At 46.5% G+C, this 19,286-nt stretch carries 17 protein-coding genes; 10 read left to right on the plus strand and 7 right to left on the minus strand.

Features of this window, described 5'->3' with window-relative positions; genetic code table 11:
* Nucleotides 1-41 precede the first annotated feature (41 nt).
* A complete protein-coding gene (locus tag UWK_RS05600; RefSeq protein WP_015403384.1) occupies nucleotides 42-392 on the minus strand; it encodes a DsrE family protein in 351 nt (116 codons plus the stop codon).
* 118 nt (nucleotides 393-510) lie between these two features.
* On the opposite strand from UWK_RS05600, the gene UWK_RS05605 reads away from it, so the two are divergent.
* The gene (locus UWK_RS05605; protein WP_015403385.1) at nucleotides 511-729 is read left to right on the plus strand and encodes a hypothetical protein; all 219 of its coding nucleotides are present in this window, start codon (nucleotides 511-513) and stop codon (nucleotides 727-729) included.
* 89 nt (nucleotides 730-818) lie between these two features.
* On the opposite strand, the gene UWK_RS05610 is transcribed toward UWK_RS05605, so the two are convergent.
* Nucleotides 819-1,184 (minus strand): cupin domain-containing protein, encoded by a 366-nt coding sequence (locus tag UWK_RS05610; protein WP_015403386.1) that lies wholly within the window; start codon nucleotides 1,182-1,184, stop codon nucleotides 819-821.
* Nucleotides 1,185-1,190: 6 nt separating this feature from the next.
* Nucleotides 1,191-3,056, minus strand: coding sequence for a bifunctional acetyl-CoA hydrolase/transferase family protein/GNAT family N-acetyltransferase (locus tag UWK_RS05615; RefSeq protein ID WP_015403387.1), 1,866 nt, complete (start codon nucleotides 3,054-3,056; stop codon nucleotides 1,191-1,193).
* A gap of 793 nt (nucleotides 3,057-3,849) precedes the next feature.
* Between UWK_RS05615 and UWK_RS18270 the strand changes: the two genes are divergently transcribed.
* The gene (locus tag UWK_RS18270) at nucleotides 3,850-4,986 is read left to right on the plus strand and encodes an adenylate/guanylate cyclase domain-containing protein (RefSeq protein WP_167320722.1); all 1,137 of its coding nucleotides are present in this window, start codon (nucleotides 3,850-3,852) and stop codon (nucleotides 4,984-4,986) included.
* On the opposite strand, the gene UWK_RS05625 is transcribed toward UWK_RS18270, so the two are convergent.
* Nucleotides 4,971-5,750 carry an EI24 domain-containing protein gene (locus UWK_RS05625; RefSeq protein WP_015403389.1) on the minus strand — a complete coding sequence of 260 codons (780 nt, stop codon included), beginning with the start codon at nucleotides 5,748-5,750 and terminating at the stop codon, nucleotides 4,971-4,973. The two genes, UWK_RS18270 and UWK_RS05625, sit on opposite strands and share 16 nt — an antisense overlap.
* Before the next feature lie 118 nt (nucleotides 5,751-5,868).
* On the opposite strand from UWK_RS05625, the gene radA reads away from it, so the two are divergent.
* The 6 genes from radA (at nucleotide 5,869) to UWK_RS05655 (ending at nucleotide 13,691) form a co-directional block, all read left to right on the plus strand.
* Nucleotides 5,869-7,233 (plus strand): DNA repair protein RadA, encoded by a 1,365-nt coding sequence (gene radA, locus UWK_RS05630; RefSeq protein WP_015403390.1) that lies wholly within the window; start codon nucleotides 5,869-5,871, stop codon nucleotides 7,231-7,233.
* Between the two features lie 54 nt (nucleotides 7,234-7,287).
* A complete protein-coding gene (locus UWK_RS05635) occupies nucleotides 7,288-7,893 on the plus strand; it encodes a hypothetical protein (protein ID WP_015403391.1) in 606 nt (201 codons plus the stop codon).
* 7 nt (nucleotides 7,894-7,900) lie between these two features.
* A complete protein-coding gene (locus UWK_RS05640; protein WP_015403392.1) occupies nucleotides 7,901-11,038 on the plus strand; it encodes a DUF5714 domain-containing protein in 3,138 nt (1,045 codons plus the stop codon).
* A gap of 182 nt (nucleotides 11,039-11,220) precedes the next feature.
* Entirely contained in the window at nucleotides 11,221-11,877 is a 657-nt protein-coding gene (locus UWK_RS05645; RefSeq protein WP_015403393.1) for a PEP-CTERM sorting domain-containing protein, read from the plus strand.
* Between the two features lie 466 nt (nucleotides 11,878-12,343).
* Nucleotides 12,344-13,030 carry a ribonuclease HI gene (rnhA, locus tag UWK_RS05650; RefSeq protein WP_015403395.1) on the plus strand — a complete coding sequence of 229 codons (687 nt, stop codon included), beginning with the start codon at nucleotides 12,344-12,346 and terminating at the stop codon, nucleotides 13,028-13,030.
* Between the two features lie 4 nt (nucleotides 13,031-13,034).
* Nucleotides 13,035-13,691: a DUF533 domain-containing protein gene (locus UWK_RS05655; protein ID WP_015403396.1), complete on the plus strand. Its 657-nt coding sequence runs from the start codon at nucleotides 13,035-13,037 to the stop codon at nucleotides 13,689-13,691.
* Nucleotides 13,692-13,732: 41 nt separating this feature from the next.
* Here UWK_RS05655 and UWK_RS05660 read toward each other — a convergent pair whose 3' ends face one another.
* Both UWK_RS05660 and UWK_RS05665 read right to left on the minus strand, forming a co-directional pair.
* Complete coding sequence (locus tag UWK_RS05660) at nucleotides 13,733-14,728, minus strand: TIGR00266 family protein (RefSeq protein WP_015403397.1); 996 nt, start codon at nucleotides 14,726-14,728, stop codon at nucleotides 13,733-13,735.
* Between the two features lie 126 nt (nucleotides 14,729-14,854).
* A complete protein-coding gene (locus UWK_RS05665; protein ID WP_015403398.1) occupies nucleotides 14,855-15,589 on the minus strand; it encodes a 16S rRNA (uracil(1498)-N(3))-methyltransferase in 735 nt (244 codons plus the stop codon).
* A gap of 204 nt (nucleotides 15,590-15,793) precedes the next feature.
* Here UWK_RS05665 and UWK_RS05670 point away from each other — a divergent pair, with 204 nt between their 5' ends.
* Nucleotides 15,794-16,177 carry a PilZ domain-containing protein gene (locus UWK_RS05670; RefSeq protein ID WP_015403399.1) on the plus strand — a complete coding sequence of 128 codons (384 nt, stop codon included), beginning with the start codon at nucleotides 15,794-15,796 and terminating at the stop codon, nucleotides 16,175-16,177.
* A gap of 66 nt (nucleotides 16,178-16,243) precedes the next feature.
* Here UWK_RS05670 and prmA read toward each other — a convergent pair whose 3' ends face one another.
* The gene (gene prmA, locus UWK_RS05675) at nucleotides 16,244-17,155 is read right to left on the minus strand and encodes a 50S ribosomal protein L11 methyltransferase (RefSeq protein ID WP_015403400.1); all 912 of its coding nucleotides are present in this window, start codon (nucleotides 17,153-17,155) and stop codon (nucleotides 16,244-16,246) included.
* A gap of 151 nt (nucleotides 17,156-17,306) precedes the next feature.
* Here prmA and UWK_RS05680 point away from each other — a divergent pair, with 151 nt between their 5' ends.
* Nucleotides 17,307-19,223, plus strand: a complete 1,917-nt coding sequence (locus tag UWK_RS05680) for an ASKHA domain-containing protein (protein WP_015403401.1) — start codon at nucleotides 17,307-17,309, stop codon at nucleotides 19,221-19,223.
* Nucleotides 19,224-19,286: the final 63 nt, after the last annotated feature.

Consider the following 19,286-nt stretch of genomic DNA (forward strand, 5'->3'; position numbering starts at 1 on the left):
AGATCATCGCTCCGTGAGTATATAGCAGAAAGAAAGTATTCTCAAAAATTAAAGACCCTGGCCGTGGCGGCCATATCTATCAGGTTGCCTCCTGTATCCAGATTCATGTTGGAGAGGAATGTTTCTTCATTCAGATTTCTCCCTTGAGCGCATGGGGTGCAAACACCAGTGCTTACGCTCTTCTCTTCAAGGTAGGGGAGGTAATCTGCCACACAATCGCCTGTGGTGGTTTTGATCGTACCATTTTTTCCCTTTACGGCCCATTCAACTCCATTGTCCACCAGAAAAATGTTGACCTTGTGTCCTTTGTCGTGGGCGATTTTGGAAAACTGGAAGCATCGGGTTGCCTTTTCATTGTCGTCGGTGTGTAAAACAAAAAGAAATTCAGCCATTTGGTTATCCTCCTGATGATATAAATTGTGGAAAGAATCTACACGTAACGCACCGTTCTTTTGAACATATGTCCAAAAGAAACGCAAGGAAGTTTTTAAATTTAAATAGGGATTTATCATGTATCTTCCAGCATTAGCCAGAGATCTGTACAAGAGTCAAAAGGTTGTTGAAAAGATTGAACAGCAGCTACGGAAAGCACCAGATATGGAACTACAGAGTCAGTTGAAAGATGCGTTGCGTCAGGCAAAGGCTGAGCTTGCACAGCTTCAGAAGCTGATGGAGGGGAGTAAAGAGCGGTCAAAGGCCTCTTTGAATAAGCCGAAATATCGTTTTTAATCTCTTCTGGGTGAGCAATTGAGTAAGATGTGGAGACATAGGTTCAGAGGATTAGCCCGGATTTCTCATCAGTTCATGAGAAATCCGGCTTAGGAGGCATCCACCAGAGTAATAATATCTTTTTTGTTCGGTATTAAACAGAGAAAAATATAGTCTTCATCTGCGGAGGCTTTGTACCAGTGAGGGACACCCGCGGGGATCAGCAGCACATCATCTTGTTTTGCCTGATACATTTTGTCACCAATGCCAACTTCTGCTGAGCCAGAGAGCACATACTGTTCGTGCTCTACTGAATTGGTGTGATTGGGCATGGAGCCACCAGCCTTAATGGTAATTCTGCGCATAATGAAATTATCAGCAGCAGAGGGTGGAATAAGCACCTGCATGGAAGTATTTTTTGCTGCGCCAATGGGAGTTGCCTCAACCTCTGAGGCCGGTGTGATTAGAGGTAACATAATTGGTTATTTTTTTTCGTTGAAGTTAAAACGAAAAGAGAAGGTCTCTCCTTCCGATTCAAATTTGATCACATATGGAGAAGTTTTCAAGAGATGGAGCATCGAGTCATTCATGCGCAACACCTCACCCATGAATCCATTAATCCGTTTCTCCTTGGCTATATCTATCAATTTGTTCAGCATGTGTCTACTGAAGCCTTGGTTTCTATATCCTTTTGCTACAGTAAATGCAACTTCTGCCATGTTGATAGAACGATTGAGGAAGTATGAGCCGATGGATACGATTTTCTGCTTATCCTCATCTCCAATGATGCCAACTATGGCGAAGATAGATTCATAATCCACATTGACTGCTGTTTGGGTTTCCTGGTGGGAGAAAGTGCTTTTAGGCGAAAAAAATCTGAAACGTCTGTCCTCCGGGTCAAGCTCATAGTAGAGTTCCTGCAACATACGTTCATCTGTGTTTTTTACCGGACGAAAAAAAATGTGCTCATTGTCTGGTGTGGTATAACTCCACTCGTATTCCTCCGGATAGAGAATAACCACTCCATCCTGAGTCAGGGGAAGCATTTGATCCTGATAGATGAAATGGAGTTTTTGGGCCTGCTCCAGGAGTTCTTTTCTGAATTTGGGATGAGCGATGCCTATCATCTGTAAAACCCGATTACGGATGGATTTACCATGGAGAAAAGCAACACCCCACTCCGTAATAACGTAGTGTACTTCACTCCTGGGGATAACAACCCCTGCACCGGCGTCCAGAGTTACCACAATTCGTGACGTTTGACCGTCGGCGGTGATACTGGGGAGACAGATGATCGGTTTACCACCTTCAGAAAGTGCGGCTCCTCGGGAAAAATCGAGTTGGCCTCCGACGCCACTGTATATTTCTGCTCCAATACTGTCGGAGTTAACCTGGCCAGTAACTGAAACAGACAGAGCTGCATTAATGGAGAGTTGTTTCGTATTTTTGGCAATATTAAAGATGTTATTGATTGTCTCGGTGGACTGGAATTCTATGAAGGGATTTTCGTTCACATAGTCATAGAGTCGACGTGTGCCCATGGCAAAAGAGGTGAGGATGTGGGGACGGTAGCTTTTACGGCAGTTAATCACCCCGGATTCAACCAAATCAATTACAGAGTCTGATATAACCTCACTATACACTGACAGATCCTTCTTGTCGGTGAGATGCATTAATACCGCATTGGGAATACTTCCGATACCAAACTGTAGAGTTGAACCATTTTCTATGATTCTTGCACAGTACTTCCCGATCTTTTTTGTGAGTTCATCGGGCTCGGGATATCGAAACTCCAAAAGATCTGTCTCTTCATAGACAAAGTGGTCAATATCGTCGAAACGAACAAAGGAGTCACCACTGGTCCTTGGCATTCCCGGATTGATCTGGGCAATGACAATTTTTGAGTGTTCAAATACGGTTCGATTAATATCAACATTTATACCAAGAGAGCAAAATCCGTGCTTGTCAGGAGGAGAGAGCTGAAGGAGTGCCACGTCAATTCGGAGCCGTCCAGATTGGATGAGTAGGGGGATATCAGACAGAGAAATGGGGATATAGTCTGCTTTGCCTTCGTTGACTGCCCTGCGGATCGAACTTCCGACAAAGAGGGCTTGATGTCTGTAAAGTGAAGGCTCCTGATCATCAAAAAACTTGTTATCAGACAGGGTGAGAAAATGGACAATCTCGCAATCATTAAAGCGATGCTTGTTTTTAGCTAATTGTTCCGTTAGTCTAACTGGTTCACTGCAGCCGGTTCCTATAAAAATCCGTGACCCGGCTTCTATGAACTGATGGAGATTTTCTGCCTTGATTTCAAGGTTTTTCTTTTGCTCACGCCAATCTTGCATATGGATTGTCCTCCAATGAGAGGGTATTGAAGATTGCTTAGTCTCCAAGTTGTGTCTTTTGGTCTGTTTCACCACAAAAATTAACCTGATTATTATTGAAACTCAGCTTTGCAACCCGGAGTTGTTCCGTGTCGATTATATGGGACGCCATAAAACCATCCCCGGTGGCTCTGCTGCGGCCGTCCAGGCCGAAGATGCCCATATAATCAACACGAAAAAACTCCTCCTCAGGCGGGTAGGCTGAGGAGGGGTGGTAATTGGTAAAATTAATAAAAAATAGTTGATCTTTATTACGGAGGATATCAGATTTGCCTCAATTTTACATCCGCTTTGTTGTTGCCCAGTTGTAGAGAAAGGAAAAATTTTAGTCTGTTGGGTATGGCCAAAGGACAGGTGAAACCAATAGAGTTGGAGAAAATTTTCCTGATCAGGAAATATTCCAAAGAACAGTCAAGGCTTCCGCCAAGCCTCCTAACCAGATGTACCAGAGAGCATTTTTATTGTTGCACCCTGATTGTGATCTTACCACAAAAAAGCGTCCTCAAATGTGAATTGCTTTTCTATTATGCTCCTTCAGTCTTTGGTTTTTATAGTATATCATTGAACTTGCAAAAAATATTTTTGTTGTTATTGGGTGATGAAAACGTTAATCATGTCCACCTCCTGCTAGAAAGATCCTATTATCATTTTTTGTCTTGTCTTTCGAGCATGACCATTACTAATGGTAGGTATTTGTTGTAGAAAATAGTTAGGATGTAAGTAAAAATGTACAGCTTTAGTAGAGATGAAAATATTGCAGAAAAAAAATAATATCAGTTTTTACAGAAAACTGAAGACGAGTCTGGCTTTGATGGGGATTATTCCCTTTCTTCTGGCTGTCTACCTTTTTACGCGCCGAACAGAATTAAGTAGTACATTGGTGATTTTCAGTGCTGCACTGGTCCTGATCAGCATACTCATGGGATTTACCATGTTGCGAAGGTCTTCGGATCAAATGCGGGCACTTGCAAGAAAGACTGCAATACTTGATTCCGGTGATATTCTGGAACCAGTCGATGTCAATGTTGAGGGGGAATTGTATGATATTGCAGCAAATTTTAACTCGGTGGTTGAAAAGCTTAATCGCACAAACCGTGACATGCAGAGTCGAAGTTTTCAACTCCAGGAGTTTGCCAGTAATTTGTCTGAATCCTATGAACAGCTTGAAAAAGAGAACAGGTTACGTAATCAACTCTGTCGCTATGTCGGTAAGGATCTTGTCGACAAACTGATGGTGTCGAGAGATGGTCAATTGTTAAAGAATGAAAGAAAAGATGTGACGATTCTTTTTGCTGATATTCGGTCATTCACCGCGTTGTCTGAGCACATGGAGCCTGAAGAGGTTGTTGCCATGCTCAATGAATATTTCTCAATAATGATTGAAATTATATTTAAGTATAACGGGATGCTTGATAAGTTCGTGGGAGATCAGATCATGGCCGTTTTCGGTCATATCTCCAATGAAAAAGATGGCGCAAGGTCAGCAGTGCGGGCAGCGCTTGATATGCAGAAAGCCACTGCAGCTCTGATGAAAGAACGCGCTGGAAGGGATCAGCCTGTATTCAAAATAGGTATAGGGATTAATACTGGAAGTGCAATCCTCGCCAGTGTGGGATCAGCAAACAGGAAAGATTATACTGTTATTGGGGATACGGTTAACACTGCAGCGCGACTAGAGGCTCACGCTGCTGGCCGAGAGATAGTTCTTGGGGAGCGCACCTGTTATCATCTTCCTAAAAAATTACCCCGTAGTGCAAGGCAGGAGTTGAAAATGAGAAATCGCTCGGGAGCTTTGGCCTGTTACACATTAGTTACCAGGGAAAACAAGGTAGTCATAAGACCCAAAACTGAAAAAAATCCTCTCATGACTTCTGTTCAGGCTGCCTGCTGATTCCCCCCGCTGTTTTTTTCTATGGCTACAAAATTGAGCGTACTGTGTACGGTCATCAGAGGAAATATCATAGCTATGAAAAACAGGTTTAACACTGGAACCAGGCTGAGAAGTGCAGGAAAGATCCCCAGACGAAGTGATTGATTGTTGTGGTTTTTGATCCAGGAGATCTTCTGGCCAAGACTCCAGCGTCTACGGGAACTTGGATAGTCTACGAACATCAGAGCTGAGTAGTAGGTGTAGAGCAGCAATACAAGGACCTGTCCCACTCCGGGGATGAAGTTAGCTATCAGTGCCGCAATGGTCACCAGTATTCCAAACAGTCCGATTTTAACCCCCTCCCAGAGATCAGTCAGAAGTCCTGTTATGTTCAGTGCCGCGTCCGGCTCAAAATTTTCGCCAGCATGTTTCTTTTCCGTTGCAGTGGACAGGAAAACATATCCCGGTGCGGAGAGACTGTAGGCAATAAGAAACGCGAGATAAAAAGCCACAATGCGACTGACGATGATAAAGCTCCAATACATCGCCTGCCAGCCAAGATATTTTGTCCATCCCCAAAGGCCAACGGCTTCTGGTTGAGCGAGAAAAAAGTTTCCAGTGAGGCCATCCACAAAATCGACGGTAAAAAGGTATCCTGCCCAGGTAAAGACCATGGTGAGAATGACAAGAATGGCACTCCACCCCATCAGGCGTTTAGAGCGCAGGAGGAATGACAGGGAATAGGAGAGAGGAATCCATGTGGCTGCTGTTGTATTATTTTTCATAGAAAACATAATAGGACTTATGATGGCATGAGTAAAGGGGGATCTGTGCTTTTCTATATGGTGCAAGTATGCTAATGTTTTTGCCAGTATAAAATCTTCCAGGACATAGAGAGTTGAGATGGCAAAAAAACAGGAAACAGCATTTGTCTGTACCGATTGTGGTGCAGATTTCAGCCGCTGGTTAGGACAGTGCAGCGTTTGTAAGGAGTGGAACACCGTCAAAGAAGTCCGTTTGGGAAGGAGTCCTGCAGGCAGGCACTCCACCGGTTATAGTGGTAAGCACTCCATGGTGCAATTACTCTCTGAAGTGGATAGAAGTCGGGCAGAGAGGATTTCAACCGGAATTGCCGAATTTGACCGGGTCCTGGGACAGGGGATTGTGTGCGGATCTGTTGTGCTTATCGGCGGGGCGCCGGGGGCTGGCAAGTCAACTCTTCTTCTTCAGGCGCTGGCAAAAGGTTCGGTATCCGGGATTCCGGTACTCTACGTATCCGGTGAAGAATCTCCGCAGCAGATTGCCGAACGGGCCGATCGGCTGGAACTTCCAGCTGGCAATATCAAGATGCTGGCTGAGACATCCGTTGAAGAAATCTGCAAAGTGATGAATAAAGAAGAGCCCCAGGTGGTTGTGATTGACTCTATCCAGGTCGTGCATTCAATGTCTTCCGAATCGGCCCCGGGGTCAATCTCCCAGGTGCGGGAATCCGCGGCAATTCTCACCCGTTATGCTAAAGAAACCAACACTTCCATTTTTATGGTCGGCCATGTGACGAAGGATCATTCTCTCGCAGGCCCCATGACCCTGAGTCACATTGTGGATGCTCAGGTGGTGCTCTCATCCACTGATGATGCCAGGTATCGTATTTTGCGGGCCGACAAAAACCGTTTTGGCAGTGTGGGGGAACTTGGTTTCTTTGCCATGACCGACAGGGGCTTGAAGGAAGTTAAGAATCCCTCTGCCATGTTTCTGTCACGATCAGGTACTCCGGCATCCGGTAGTGCGGTAACCGTTGTATGGGAGGGAACCAGACCATTGCTTGTGGAAATTCAGGCCCTGGTTACTGAATGCCAGTCAGGCAATCCAAGACGTCTGGCAGTGGGGATGGATCAAAACAGGATTGCCATGCTTCTGGCAGTGCTTGCCAAGCATGGGGGGCTCGCCACGGCCAGTGACGAAGTATACGTAAACGTGGTGGGGGGAATTCGGGTATACGAGACAAGTTCTGATCTTGCCGCAATGGTGGGCATAGTTTCCAGTTTGCAGGACAGGGTTATTCCTCATGATTCCCTCTTTTTTGGAGAAATAGGGCTTTCCGGTGAGATTCGACCGGTGGCCAATGGTGAAGCAAGATTGAAAGAGGCTGCCAAACATGGATTTCGTCGGGCGGTGATCCCCAAGGCCAATGCTCCGCGGCAGCCGGTGAAGAGTCTTGAAATTGTTGCTGTGGGGAGTCTGGTTGAAGCTCTGGAAGCCCTGTACTAGCAATTACAGTTTGTATGCAGAGTCTATCGAACTTACAAATAAAAGGAGTAACGAATGGATTTTAAAAAGCATTTAACAACAGCCTGGGAAAGCACCTTACAATTTATCGTCCCTGTCATTTTGCTGACCTTGGTACAATTGATAGTGGTGACCCTCAGCCTTGGGATTCTCGCTCCTGTCACCACTGCTGGCTATATCCAGTCCCTGCTGCAGGCTTTGCGTGATGGTCGTGAGCCACAGATCGGGGATCTCTTTTCTGAGATGCGCCTGTTTCTGCCGCTGTTTGCCTTTGGTGTTCTGGCTGTCTTTGCCACCTTTTTCGGTTTTCTGCTTTTAATTCTTCCCGGTCTCCTCGTCCTTGCATTTCTGGTTTTTGCAACCATCTACATGATCCCTCTGATGACAGATCGTAAAATGGGACTGTTTGAGGCCATTAAGGAATCCTGGAATATGGCTGTTAGAAAACCAATAGCAGACCAGGTTGTTCTTATGCTTCTCTATCTGCTTATTATGTCTGTTGGTGGTTCTATTCCTCTGGCAGTGCTCTTTGCTCAGCCCCTTGCGACTTTTTTAATGCTGGCTGTCTATGACGAACGATTGGAGTTTGGGCGGATCAGTGTAGAGCAGGGGCCGCCACCAGTTCCCGGCAGCGAGGTCTAAGTGATCAATGAAGATAAATAGTGTCAAAAGTAGAGGGATAGAGGGGTGGCATCGTTTCCAACTGGAGAATCATATCCTCTACGTGCAGCCGGATATTCCGGACTGGATCGTCGTTTCCGCTGAAGCGGATCGATTGCTCTGTTCTGAAAAAAGTAATGCCGCAGATTTTTACAGCAGGGATCAGCTCGAGCATGCCTTTGCCATTGAGCCACTGGAGCCTTATCAGGGCAGAGCATCGTTACTCAGGCTTAAGCAACTTAAAGAGTGCTGGTTTCACGTTACCGATACTTGCAACCTTAGTTGCCGCCACTGCCTTTTTTCTGCTTCGCCCGCAAAAACCAGAACTCTTGCTCCTGAACTTTTAGAACATGCAGTGCAGCAGGCATTTGATCTTGGCTGTCGCCTCTTCTCGTTCACCGGAGGGGAACCCTTTCTCTACCATGATTTCCTGCCCTTTCTTCGCAGCTTACTTCTGAAAAATAAAGAAGTGCATGTGGCAGTGCTTACAAACGGTATGCTGCTTGATCGCTATCTGGAAGAACTCGGAAGTCTTGAAAGGCTCCATATTCAGGTCAGCCTTGATGGTCTGGAAAGCAGTCATGACAGGTTGCGGGGCAGCGGCACTTACCAGAAATTGGTGAAAAATCTTGGTTTGATGAAGGAAGCAGGAATACCTGTGACCCTGTCGGTGGCCATCAGCAGGGAAAATATTGAAGATCTGCCCAAATTAGTGGATCTGGCTGCTGAGTTGGGAGCGGCATCCATCCACCTGCTTTACCATTTTATTCGGGGTAAGGGGAACAGGGAGCAGTTTATCAGTCCTGACACCATTTTTCCCCACCTGTTAGCTGCTTGGCAGCGAGCAGACGAACTGGGGCTGACCATTGATAACATTGAGACGCTACGTAGTCAGATCTTTTCAACACCCGGTACCAGATATGATCTCTCCAACACCGCCTGGGAATCTGTGGCCGTGGGGCCGGACGGTAGTATCTATCCCTCTCCAGCACTTGTGGGAATGGAACAAACTGCCTGTGGACATCTGGATCAGGGCCTGGAAACAGTGTGGAAAACAAGTCTTGTCCTCAATGAGTTGCGTCAGGCCAGTCTGATTCATTCTTCAGCGTATCTGGCGAATCCCCTGAAGTTTCTTGTTGGTGGTGGAGATATTGATCACAGTCTGATGTCAGGAAACGAATGGGTGGGGCATGATCCTTATGTACCTCTCTATAACCGTATTGCTCTCCAGTTGATCGAAGAACAGGCCAACTGTTATAATCACGCGGAAAAGAGTCAAATTCTCCTGCGTATGGGAGATGTCCGTTATGATTGTCCAGATGGTGAGGAAGAGAGTGCAGAAGTTGCACTTACTCATTGTAACTGTCTTATTTCCCTGGCCTCTGGCGCGGGACACAGTTCTGTGCGTGAATTTTATGGTGCTGCGGCGCTTGTTGCCAAGGAGGATATCGCCAATCCCCTGGCACCTGCCCAGGCAGAGGCTGATTTTATTTCGGAAAAAACCAAAAAGCACTCCTATGGTTGTGGCAGTCCGGTTACTGATGGTGCTCCACAGGAAGGGGAAACGCTGGTGGATCTCGGTTCCGGTTCCGGAATAGAGTGCTTTATGGCTTCTGCATCAGTTGGCAAGACAGGCCTGGTGTACGGCATTGATATGACAGATGAAATGCTAAAACTTGCGGGTGATTCATTACCGGAGGTAGCCGGACGGCTTGGTTATAACAATGTGGAATTTCGCAAAGGGTTTCTCGAGCAGATTCCGCTGGATGATGGTGTCGCCGATGTGGTTATCTCTAACTGCGTGATAAATCTCAGTCCTGACAAGCGCATGACCTATCAGGAGATTTTTCGTATTCTGAAACCCGGTGGACGGCTGGTGGTCTCTGATATCGTCACCGACACTGCCATTCCTGCTACTCTCAAGAACAATGTCCGTTATCGTGGTGAGTGCCTCGGTGGTGCCATGCAACAGGAGGAACTGGTCACCATGATGGCAGCTGCAGGTTTTTCTGCTATCCGCTTTATAAAACGGTTTCCCTACCGTCGGGTGGAGAATGTGGATTTTTTCTCACTCACCTATGAAGCGATCCGTCCGGTTATTGTTCAGGAGGAGTTGGTTGACGTGGTCTACAGAGGCCCCTATGGTGCTGTCTACACGGAGTCTGGTGTTGCTCTAGTGAAGGGGCGGCGGACATCTGTTTCACTGCAGGAGGTGGCTTTACTGGATGACTCTGTCTTTGTACTTGATAAAGAGGGGGTGGTCACAAATGTAGTAATGGAGAACTCCTGCTGTTCTCCTCAGCGTGAGATTAGTAGTATGGGAAATAGTTGCTGCGATTCAGAAGGTACACACTGCTGCGACAGTGATGAGAGTTCCCCTGAATTGGAACGAAAAACTGAAGGCTGTATGATCTGTGGCACTGACCTGCACTATTTTACCGATAGTCGGGAGATGGTCTGCAGCTATTGCGGCCGTCTGTTTGTTGCCAATGGGTGTTGCGAGCAGGGTCATTTTGTCTGTGATGGTTGCCATGGAGAAAATGGAATCGAAGTGATCAAGGCCATCTGCAGTGGAACAGAGGAGCGTGATCTTATAACCTTACTCGAACTGATTCGCAGCCATCCGGCAATCCCAATGCATGGGCCGGAGCATCATGCCATGATTCCTGGTATTATCCTTGCCTGTTATCGGAATTCCGGAGGTGATATCAGGGAAGAGGCGATTCTCACCGGGATCAGCCGAGGGGCAGATATTCCAGGTGGGGTCTGCGGTTTCTGGGGTGCATGCGGGGCAGCAATTGGTTCAGGAATAGCAGTTTCTACAATATTTTCAGCCACACCTCTCACCCCGTCACCACGACAGACAGCACAGGCCTTCAGTGCCAAAATTTTAAAGGTTATTTCGGAATACCGTGGTGGGCGCTGCTGTCAAAGGGAGACCTGGCTGGCTCTTTCTGAAACTGCCAGGTTGTCAGCAGAGATGCTCTCCGTTCCCATGGAGGCAAAAGGATCCCTTCGCTGTTCACAGTATATGAAAAACAAAGAGTGCATCAGAAAGCAGTGTCCTCTGTGGGAAAACCGGGTCAGGGAGTTAGAGCAGGAACTTCAGTTTCTTTCTGTGGAATAGGAATGTGTTTGTACAGGACAGATATTTCTGAAAAAGTTTAATTTTGAATTTGACGATTGATAATTTCACCTATTTGGTTGAGAATGGGTATTTATACCGATGTCTTTTTTTTGAATTCTGATAAACTGTAGACATGAAGAATTAATATCTCCGAACCGTGCTATCTTGATAGAGGGGAAATTATGCGAAAAAGTAACAAAATAACAAGTATGTGTTTTGCTGCTGCTTTTGTATGTCTGTTTTTTCTTGGAGGATCCGGGGTGAGTCAGGCAACACTAGTAGTTGCCGGTGCAGGCCAGTACCCATTGATTGGTACTGGCTCAGGCGGTGGTGATGGGCTTGATGACTTTGATAATGTGAATTGGTTGCTCGATGAGTACTATGAGCGTGACGTTGATGTGTTCTCCATTGGAAAATTTGAGGAAGAATACATAGGTGATGAACCTCAGGGTAATCTTATACCGGTTGGTTTTACTGCTCCCTGGGATCCTGCATGGTTTAGCTGGGATGGCAACATATTGGATACTACAGATGGTGTTGGATATATCAATATCCCCAGTGACAGTATTTTTAACTGGACAGGACATTTTTGGTATAGCATCAAGGCTGGCAGTGCATTCGGACTCTATGATGGTGGAATATTGACCCTGACAGCTGGTTCGAGTTACAGTATCCCCTGGGATATAAAAAATGTTCCAGCTGGTTTTACTGGGAACGGCTTGTCCCACTTCAGTCTCTGGGCTGAGGAAGCTTCTCCTGTGCCGGAACCGGCAACGATACTTCTCTTTGGTGCCGGTTTGGTTGGAATAGCAGGTATACGGCTAAGAAAGACAAAATAACCAGCCAGATATTTTTCAACAAAAAGCAGGGTCATTGCGACTCTGCTTTTTTTTTAAGTACCCCTGGTACTGTATCCAACCACTGCTTGATAAGAGAGTAAAGATTGATACAATCTGTGAGGGATGTTGACTCTTACCATTTGTTACTGTTTTGCAAATTCGGAATTAAATTCTCATAATTCAAATAAAGAGATCGACAAATTGAATTAAAATTGTTCATATACTCGTATCATAAACTTTTGTATTTTATTTCAGGAGGGGTGAAGATGAGCGGACATGGACATGGGCATGAGAAACCGGAAGAGGATCATTCAGTCTGTATTAAGGTTGGAGTCTTTTTTGTATTCGTTATCATAGGATTTTTTGTGATTGCTATGATTAATTAAGAAGGTTCTTGATCACAGATTTGTAAACCGTCAGGGGCATGGCTTCTGACGGTTTTTTTGTTTTCAGGGGATTGGAGAGTATGGCCAGAAACAAGTTTTATGCAGTGGCAAATGGCAGAAAGCCGGGGATTTATAGTTCCTGGCCGGAAGCGGAGGCCCAAGTAAAGGGGTATGGGGGAGCCAAATATAAAGGCTTTGTCAGCCGTCGGGAAGCTGAAGCCTGGATGGATGATCCTCGGTGGGGAGAGTCAAAAGGGATGATTAAGAAAAGAGAGATCCATAAACTACCTGCATCATCAGGGGCCTCTATCGAAATTTACACTGATGGGGGGGCAATTAATAATCCAGGGCCAGGCGGGTATGGCGTGGTTCTCCTTGTGAATGGAGAATTGCGTGAACTTTCAGAAGGCTATCAGCACACTACAAATAATCGAATGGAGCTCATGGCCTGCATTAAGGGGATTGAAGCCCTCCCATCAAGTTCTGAAAAGGTGGCCCTGTTTTCCGATTCACAGTATGTCGTCAATGGGATCAGTAAGGGATGGGCCAAGGCCTGGCGAAAGCGAAACTGGTTGAAATCCGATGGTAATCCAGCCGTGAATGCTGATTTGTGGGCCAGACTGCTTGACCTTACAGAGGGAATTGATATTGTCTTCAACTGGGTAAAGGGTCATGCCGGGCATCCGTTAAATGAGCGCTGTGATCAGTTAGCTGTGCAGAGTGCCAAAGGGGAGAATCTGGTAGTGGATTCTGGCTATAAAGGGTGAGTCGATGTTTAATGCTGAGAAATTATTAGGAAAGATTGTAAGGGAAACTCTTGGTGGAGGCAGCTCTCGGAGGAACAAAAGAGATGGTATCTTTGATTCTCTAGCCTCGGGACAGGGTCTGATGACCATGATTGGACTTGGCGTCGGGGCTTTTGAGATTCTAAAAGCAGAGAAAGAAAAAAAGAGTATTGGAGCAATGTCTATTATGGCTCCACCTGCGATTCCTTCGAGTTCCATGGGGACAGAAACAATGCTTCCCCCCTTGCCGCGTTCGTCACCACCTCCGGTTCCGACACCAAAAGGTGAACAGCGGGTGACGGGGGAAGAACTGGCTGTACGGCTCATTCAGGTGATGATTGCAGCTGCTCATGCCGATGGCACCCTTGATGAGTCCGAAGAGAAGGCTATTCTTGATCGTCTGCGCGGGGCTGAGTTGGAGAGTGAAGAGAAGATGTTTTTAGTAAGTGAGCTTCATCGACCCAGGTCTTTGGCTGAATTGACAGCAGGGATTGATGATCCGTCCGTGATGAAAACCATGTATATGCTTGCAGTGGCAACCATTGAAATGGATAGTGATGCAGAACGAAACTGGCTTGATGCCCTGGGCGATCAGTTGGGAATTTCTCCTGAGGTCAGAGCATTTATTGAAGAACAGAGTTGACCGCAAAAGAGAGAGAACCCTCTTTTGCGGTGTTTTTATTCCTAACGCTCAAACAGTGTAGAGAGGCCGCCAAGGACGGAGCCTTCTCCCACACTTTGCCCGCCGGTTTGTGGTGCGGCCTGGTGGATCCGTCCTGCGAGGCGTGAGAAAGGCAGGGACTGCAACCAGACATGGCCGGGGCCCTGGAGGGTGGCAAAAAAGAAACTTTCACCGCCAAATATTGCCGATTTCACGTTGCCGACAAATTCAATATCATAATTCACCGTCTGGGTTAATGCTACCAGACAGCCGGTGTCTACCCGCAGGGTTTCTCCAGCTGCCAGTTCCTTTTCTATAATTGTGCCGCCGGCGTGAACAAAGCAAAAGCCGTCACCATCAAGTTGTTGCATGATAAAGCCTTCGCCTCCAAAGAGTGCGGTTCCGATTTTCTTCTGAAAAGCAATTCCTATGGAGACACCTTTTGCTGCACAGAGAAAGGCATCTTTCTGGCAGATAATTCTCCCGTTATACTGCTTGAGATCAAGGGGAATGATCTTTCCCGGATATGGGGAAGCAAAGGCAACCTTAGCCTTGCCCTGGCCGGTATGAGTGAACATGGTGACAAACAGGCCTTCACCTGAGATCAGCCGTTTCCCGGCACCGAGCATCTTGTCAAAAAAGCCACCCGATTGCGATTCCTCGGAACCGTCACCGAAGACGGTGTCCATTGTGATGCCGTTGGACATATACATCATGGCACCAGCTTCTGAAACCACGCTTTCCCGGGGATCCAGCTCAATTTCCACAAACTGCATTTCGTGGCCAAAAATCTCGTAATCAATTTCGTGGGCCCGGGTTCCTGTAACAGGTGGTGGCGTAGTTGTCGCAGCCGGATTGTTGAGTTCGGCAATGGTTGTTGCCGCTTGCCAGTCCGCAAGACCTTCGCGCCAGACCATGCTCGAACGCGGATATTGCCCGGAAGAGAGGGCTGAAGAAAGCTGACTGGTGGTCATGGGACCCGTGGATTTTCCATCTACAGCTACGTACCACTTGGACATGGTGTACCTCTTGTCATCTGCAGGCCAATTTTTAGAAGGCCTTTATTTGAGGGGGGGTGAAAAATTACTAATAGTTTTGATATACCTGTTTTTGTGATTTCACAAAAGAAAAAGAACACGCATCGTTTACATATTGCCGAGTAAATGCTGGATAATTGACACGGCGGCAATATTCGCGGTCTCTGCCTTTAAGACCCTGGGGCCAAGGCTTAAAATCTGAAAATCTGCTTTTTTAGCAGCCTCAACCTCTGTAACAGGAAAACCGCCCTCCGGACCAAAGACAATTTGCAGGCCAGCCCTGTCCATTTGTAAGGAACAGGAATGCAGAGAATTTTTCTGCTGCTCTTCTTCCCAGAACAGGATTTTCTGTACAGAGTTATCATGCTGCACAAGCATTTCATTAAAAGAAAGCAGAGGGTTCAACTGCATCATGATGGGATTGTTGCACTGCTTGCATGCCTCTTCCACTATTCGCTGCCAACGTTCATATTTTTTAGAGACCTTATCGAGTTCTGCTTTTTTCAGCTGGCAGCGATCGCTATAAAATGGCGTGAATTCGAAGACTCCAAGTTCCGTGCATTTTTGTACCAGCAACTCCATTTTTTGTCCCTTGAGAATACTTTGGTGTACCCGAAGGGGTGTTTCATCCCGCTGAACGTGTGTCGATGATAGAATGCGTAATCGTGTTTGTTTGCCAAGGGAAACAATTTCAGCATCGTGAATATTACCCTTGCCATCGAGGAGTTGCAGCGGGGTACCAACTGATAATCGAAGTACCTTGCTGATATGGTGAGACTCCTGTTCTGAGAGGAATATCTCAGGAGTGATGGTGGTGTCGGGTTGTATAAAGAATCGACGCATAAAAGAAATGACTTCTTATGGAGAATTTTAACGAAATTGTTTTGCCGGAAAGTCCACAGATGCGTATCCTTCCACAAAATAGATGGAATCGCAAAAGAAAAGAAACAGCTAGTGCAGGAAAAAGTTGCCTTCTCAAAATGGAGAAGATAACATTATTACAAGATTTGTGGATTTGATTTGAGTCAGTGAACTCCAGGAGTAAAAATGTCAGGCGATGAACGTAGGGTACATAAGCGATTTTCCATGCGGATCCAGACAAAGGTTACAGCTGAGACCTTGTCTGGGAAAACACCGATGATGGAATACCTGACGGCTAATATCAGCGCAGGTGGTGCTTTTATCGAAACCAATCACCCACTGCCGCTGGCGAGCAAAGTCCGCATAGATTTCCTCCTATCCCTCGAAGATCTGCAAATCCTGAAATTTATTCTTTCCCTTGAAACTTTGAAAAGCTGGAAAAGAGAGCGAGTATGGGTGCGTGCCTCCGGTATAGTGGCCAGATGCGAAGCAAACGGCATGGGCATTATGTTTGATGAAAATTATCAGATCAACCCCATGGACAGGCCAGAAGGTCCAGAGAACGGCTGATATCGATGACCGGTGATGTCCTGAAAAACATCAAAGAAGCACTGGCTCAAAGGACTTGCCAGGGAACTAATCGGTTTTTGTAAAATGGAGAGCAACCCACTCCTTCCGTTGTTTTTTTTCTGTAAACAAAAAACCACAACCGGTGAATACACGAATGATATTCTTTTCCTGCTCACCATGAAGGATTCCTGACAGAACAAGATTCCCCTCTCTAACCAGAAGGTTGCTGAAAGAATCAGTCATGGTGATCAGTGCATCATGGATGATATTGGCAACAATAAGGTTAAACGACCCCTTTATTTGCTGCAGCGGTTCATGTGAGACATCCATTACAGAATCCAGGTTGTTCAGGCTGACGTTTTCAAGGGCAACACGCACTGCCTCCGGGTCATTGTCAATCCCGAGCACATGTGTGGCGCCGAAAAGGGCTGCTCCCATTCCAAGGATTCCGGTGCCAGTTCCCACATCAAGGATGCGTTGATCTTTGTCGTGGGCAAGTATTTGTCTGATAAAGTCGAGGGTCAGACTTGTTGTTGCGTGGTGTCCGGTCCCAAAGGCCATTCCCGGATCCATAATGATGACCCGCTCACCCTCCTGTGCCGTATACTCCTCCCAGGTGGGCGCTATTATCAATCCTTCGGTGATTGCAAAGGGTTTGAAGTGGACCTTCCAGTTATTTGACCAGTCCTGGTCTTCGATACGTTTCCAGGAAATAATCGGTTTTTCAACCTGAAAAATTGTTGCCAGTTCCGTGAGGTAACATTCAAGTTGGTTCCGGAGTAACTGTTGTGTTTCGCTGGTGGGGTTTTTTTCTTTCAGGTAGGTGTTGAGGTGAAGAGCAGGACCCTTTACGTCGACGGACTGTTCGACGCTGGCCCCCATCACACCAACCAGATAGTCCACAATGGCTTCCTCCAGGGTGGGATTTGTTATGATATGAGCACTTATCCAAAAGCTTGAATTTTCGTTGTTTTTCATGTTTTCCGAGTGTGTACGTGGGAGTGTTTGGATATCATCGATCAATTTTGTTTATATATGTTATAAGCAATATTTCTTGACAAGGTTTCACATCCTGTTATTTTTATGCTGACCTGAGAGCACTTGAATTTTGATCAGAGAGAGACATTCAATGAAACATAACATACATTTTTTGCCCGATGACGTCCATGTCACAGTTGAGGACGGTGAAAATCTTCTTAGTGCGGCTGCAGCGGCAGGGGTCTATATACATGCCTATTGTGGTGGTGATGGCGTTTGCGGAAAGTGTAAAGTTACATTGGAAAATGGTGATGTGGAATCTGATAGTGCTGCTTCCCTCAAAAAGGGGGAGTATGACAAGGGGGTACGTCTGGCTTGCAAGGCCAGGGTTGTGTCCGATATAACCGTCCGTATTCCTGAGATGGTGAAAGCGGATGGTAAGGCCTTAAAGTGTGCTCCTAAAACCACTCGGGCGATTTCTGCACGATCCCTGGATTCGCTTATAGGATCATGGAGTGTGGATCCACCGGTTGGAAAGAAATTTCTAAAAATACCCCCTCCAACTCTCGAGGATAATATTTCAGACATGCAGCGTTTGATGCGTGCCCTGAAAAATGCAAACCCGGATAGCCTTGAACCCAGTTATGATCATCCGGAACTTATTCATGAATTGCCACTGGTGCTCCGTGAGGCCAACTGGGATGTCACCGTTATACTTCTGCATGGCAAGGGACAAAAAGAGCCAGACAGGATTATTGCCGTTGAACCGGGTGATACAACAGACCGTCTGTACGGTCTGGCCGTGGATATCGGTACCACTACCTGTGGGGGCGTTTTGATTGATCTCAACAGTGGTGAAATTGTTGCCGAAGGATCAGGTTACAATGCGCAGATTGGTTACGGTGAGGATGTCATTTCCCGTATGATCTATTCTCAACGTCCTGGCGGACTTAAGGGGTTGCAGGGTAAAGTCATTCACACCATCAATAATATTATTGAAGAGGTGTGTAAAAAGCATATCATCAGCCCCAGTGATATCAGCTATATCATGACGGCTGGAAATACAGTTATGGCCCATTTAATGCTGGCCATTAATCCAAAATTTTTGCGGGAAGCACCCTACGTCCCAAGCGTCAGTCAGTTTCCATTGACCAAGGCGGCAGGTCTGGGAATCATGGCCCATCCTTCTGTCAGAATGTTTCTCTATCCCTGTATTTCTTCCTATGTCGGTGGTGATATTGTGGCTGGGGTTCATGCCTGTCAGATGCAGAAAAGTGACGAAATATCACTGTTTATCGATATCGGTACTAACGGTGAAATTGTGGTTGGAAATAAGGACTGGATGGTTTGTGCGGCCTGTTCTGCAGGTCCTGCCTTTGAGGGTGGTGGCATAAAATTTGGGATGCGGGCCAGTCAGGGGGCCATTGAGAATTTTCAGATCCATCCCGAAACCTATGACCCGATGATTGTAACCATTGGTCAGACAAAACCTCGTGGTATCTGTGGCTCCGGTTTGATTTCCATTGTAGCGGAGCTGTTGGATGCGGGAGTTCTTGATCCGCAGGGTAAGTTTAATCGCTCTCTGAACCATCCTCGAATTCGTGAAGGTGAGGATCGATGGGAATATGTTCTGGCCTGGGACAGAGATTCCATGATAGGTGAGGATATCGTTATTACTGAGGTCGATCTTGATAACCTGATCCGGGCTAAAGGTGCCATGTATGCGGGTTATCAGACATTACTTGAATCTGTCGGCCTTACCTTCAGTGATCTTGACCGGGTAATCCTTGCCGGCAACTTTGGCTCCTACATTGATCTGGAACGGGCAATCAGCATAGGTCTGCTTCCCGATATTGACAGGGATCGCTTTTTCTATATCGGGAACGCATCCATGCTTGGGTGCCAGATAAGCCTGACCGACCATAAGCGTTTTCGTGAAAGAGTCGCTGTGCGAACGCTTATGACAAATATGGAGCTCTCTGAAAATCCTGATTTTATGAATCATTATATGGCTGCTCTCTTTCTTCCCCATACGGACATGAGCCTGTTCCCCTCTGCCAAAAAATAAGGAGCAGGAACTCCCGCATTGAGAACTGCGTCTTGCAGGGGAACGCGTGGCGCTCAGAATTGA

It is taken from the genome of Desulfocapsa sulfexigens DSM 10523, from assembly GCF_000341395.1.
In the GTDB taxonomy this organism is placed as follows: Bacteria; Desulfobacterota; Desulfobulbia; order Desulfobulbales; family Desulfocapsaceae; genus Desulfocapsa; species Desulfocapsa sulfexigens.

Excerpts from the sequence above, each read along its gene's own strand:
- UWK_RS05605 (WP_015403385.1), top strand. The coding sequence starts at position 511 with ATGTATCTTCCAGCATTAGCCAGAGATCTGTACAAGAGTCAAAAGGTT.
- UWK_RS05635 (WP_015403391.1), top strand. The coding sequence starts at position 7,288 with ATGGATTTTAAAAAGCATTTAACAACAGCCTGGGAAAGCACCTTACAA.
- rnhA (WP_015403395.1), top strand. The coding sequence starts at position 12,344 with ATGGCCAGAAACAAGTTTTATGCAGTGGCAAATGGCAGAAAGCCGGGG.
- UWK_RS05615 (WP_015403387.1), bottom strand. The coding sequence starts at position 3,056 with ATGCAAGATTGGCGTGAGCAAAAGAAAAACCTTGAAATCAAGGCAGAA.
- prmA (WP_015403400.1), bottom strand. The coding sequence starts at position 17,155 with ATGAAAAACAACGAAAATTCAAGCTTTTGGATAAGTGCTCATATCATA.
- UWK_RS05670 (WP_015403399.1), top strand. The coding sequence starts at position 15,794 with ATGTCAGGCGATGAACGTAGGGTACATAAGCGATTTTCCATGCGGATC.
- UWK_RS05645 (WP_015403393.1), top strand. The coding sequence starts at position 11,221 with ATGCGAAAAAGTAACAAAATAACAAGTATGTGTTTTGCTGCTGCTTTT.
- radA (WP_015403390.1), top strand. The coding sequence starts at position 5,869 with ATGGCAAAAAAACAGGAAACAGCATTTGTCTGTACCGATTGTGGTGCA.
- UWK_RS05640 (WP_015403392.1), top strand. The coding sequence starts at position 7,901 with ATGAAGATAAATAGTGTCAAAAGTAGAGGGATAGAGGGGTGGCATCGT.
- UWK_RS05600 (WP_015403384.1), bottom strand. The coding sequence starts at position 392 with ATGGCTGAATTTCTTTTTGTTTTACACACCGACGACAATGAAAAGGCA.
- UWK_RS05680 (WP_015403401.1), top strand. The coding sequence starts at position 17,307 with ATGAAACATAACATACATTTTTTGCCCGATGACGTCCATGTCACAGTT.
- UWK_RS05655 (WP_015403396.1), top strand. The coding sequence starts at position 13,035 with ATGTTTAATGCTGAGAAATTATTAGGAAAGATTGTAAGGGAAACTCTT.
- UWK_RS05610 (WP_015403386.1), bottom strand. The coding sequence starts at position 1,184 with ATGTTACCTCTAATCACACCGGCCTCAGAGGTTGAGGCAACTCCCATT.
- UWK_RS05625 (WP_015403389.1), bottom strand. The coding sequence starts at position 5,750 with ATGAAAAATAATACAACAGCAGCCACATGGATTCCTCTCTCCTATTCC.
- UWK_RS05665 (WP_015403398.1), bottom strand. The coding sequence starts at position 15,589 with ATGCGTCGATTCTTTATACAACCCGACACCACCATCACTCCTGAGATA.
- UWK_RS05660 (WP_015403397.1), bottom strand. The coding sequence starts at position 14,728 with ATGTCCAAGTGGTACGTAGCTGTAGATGGAAAATCCACGGGTCCCATG.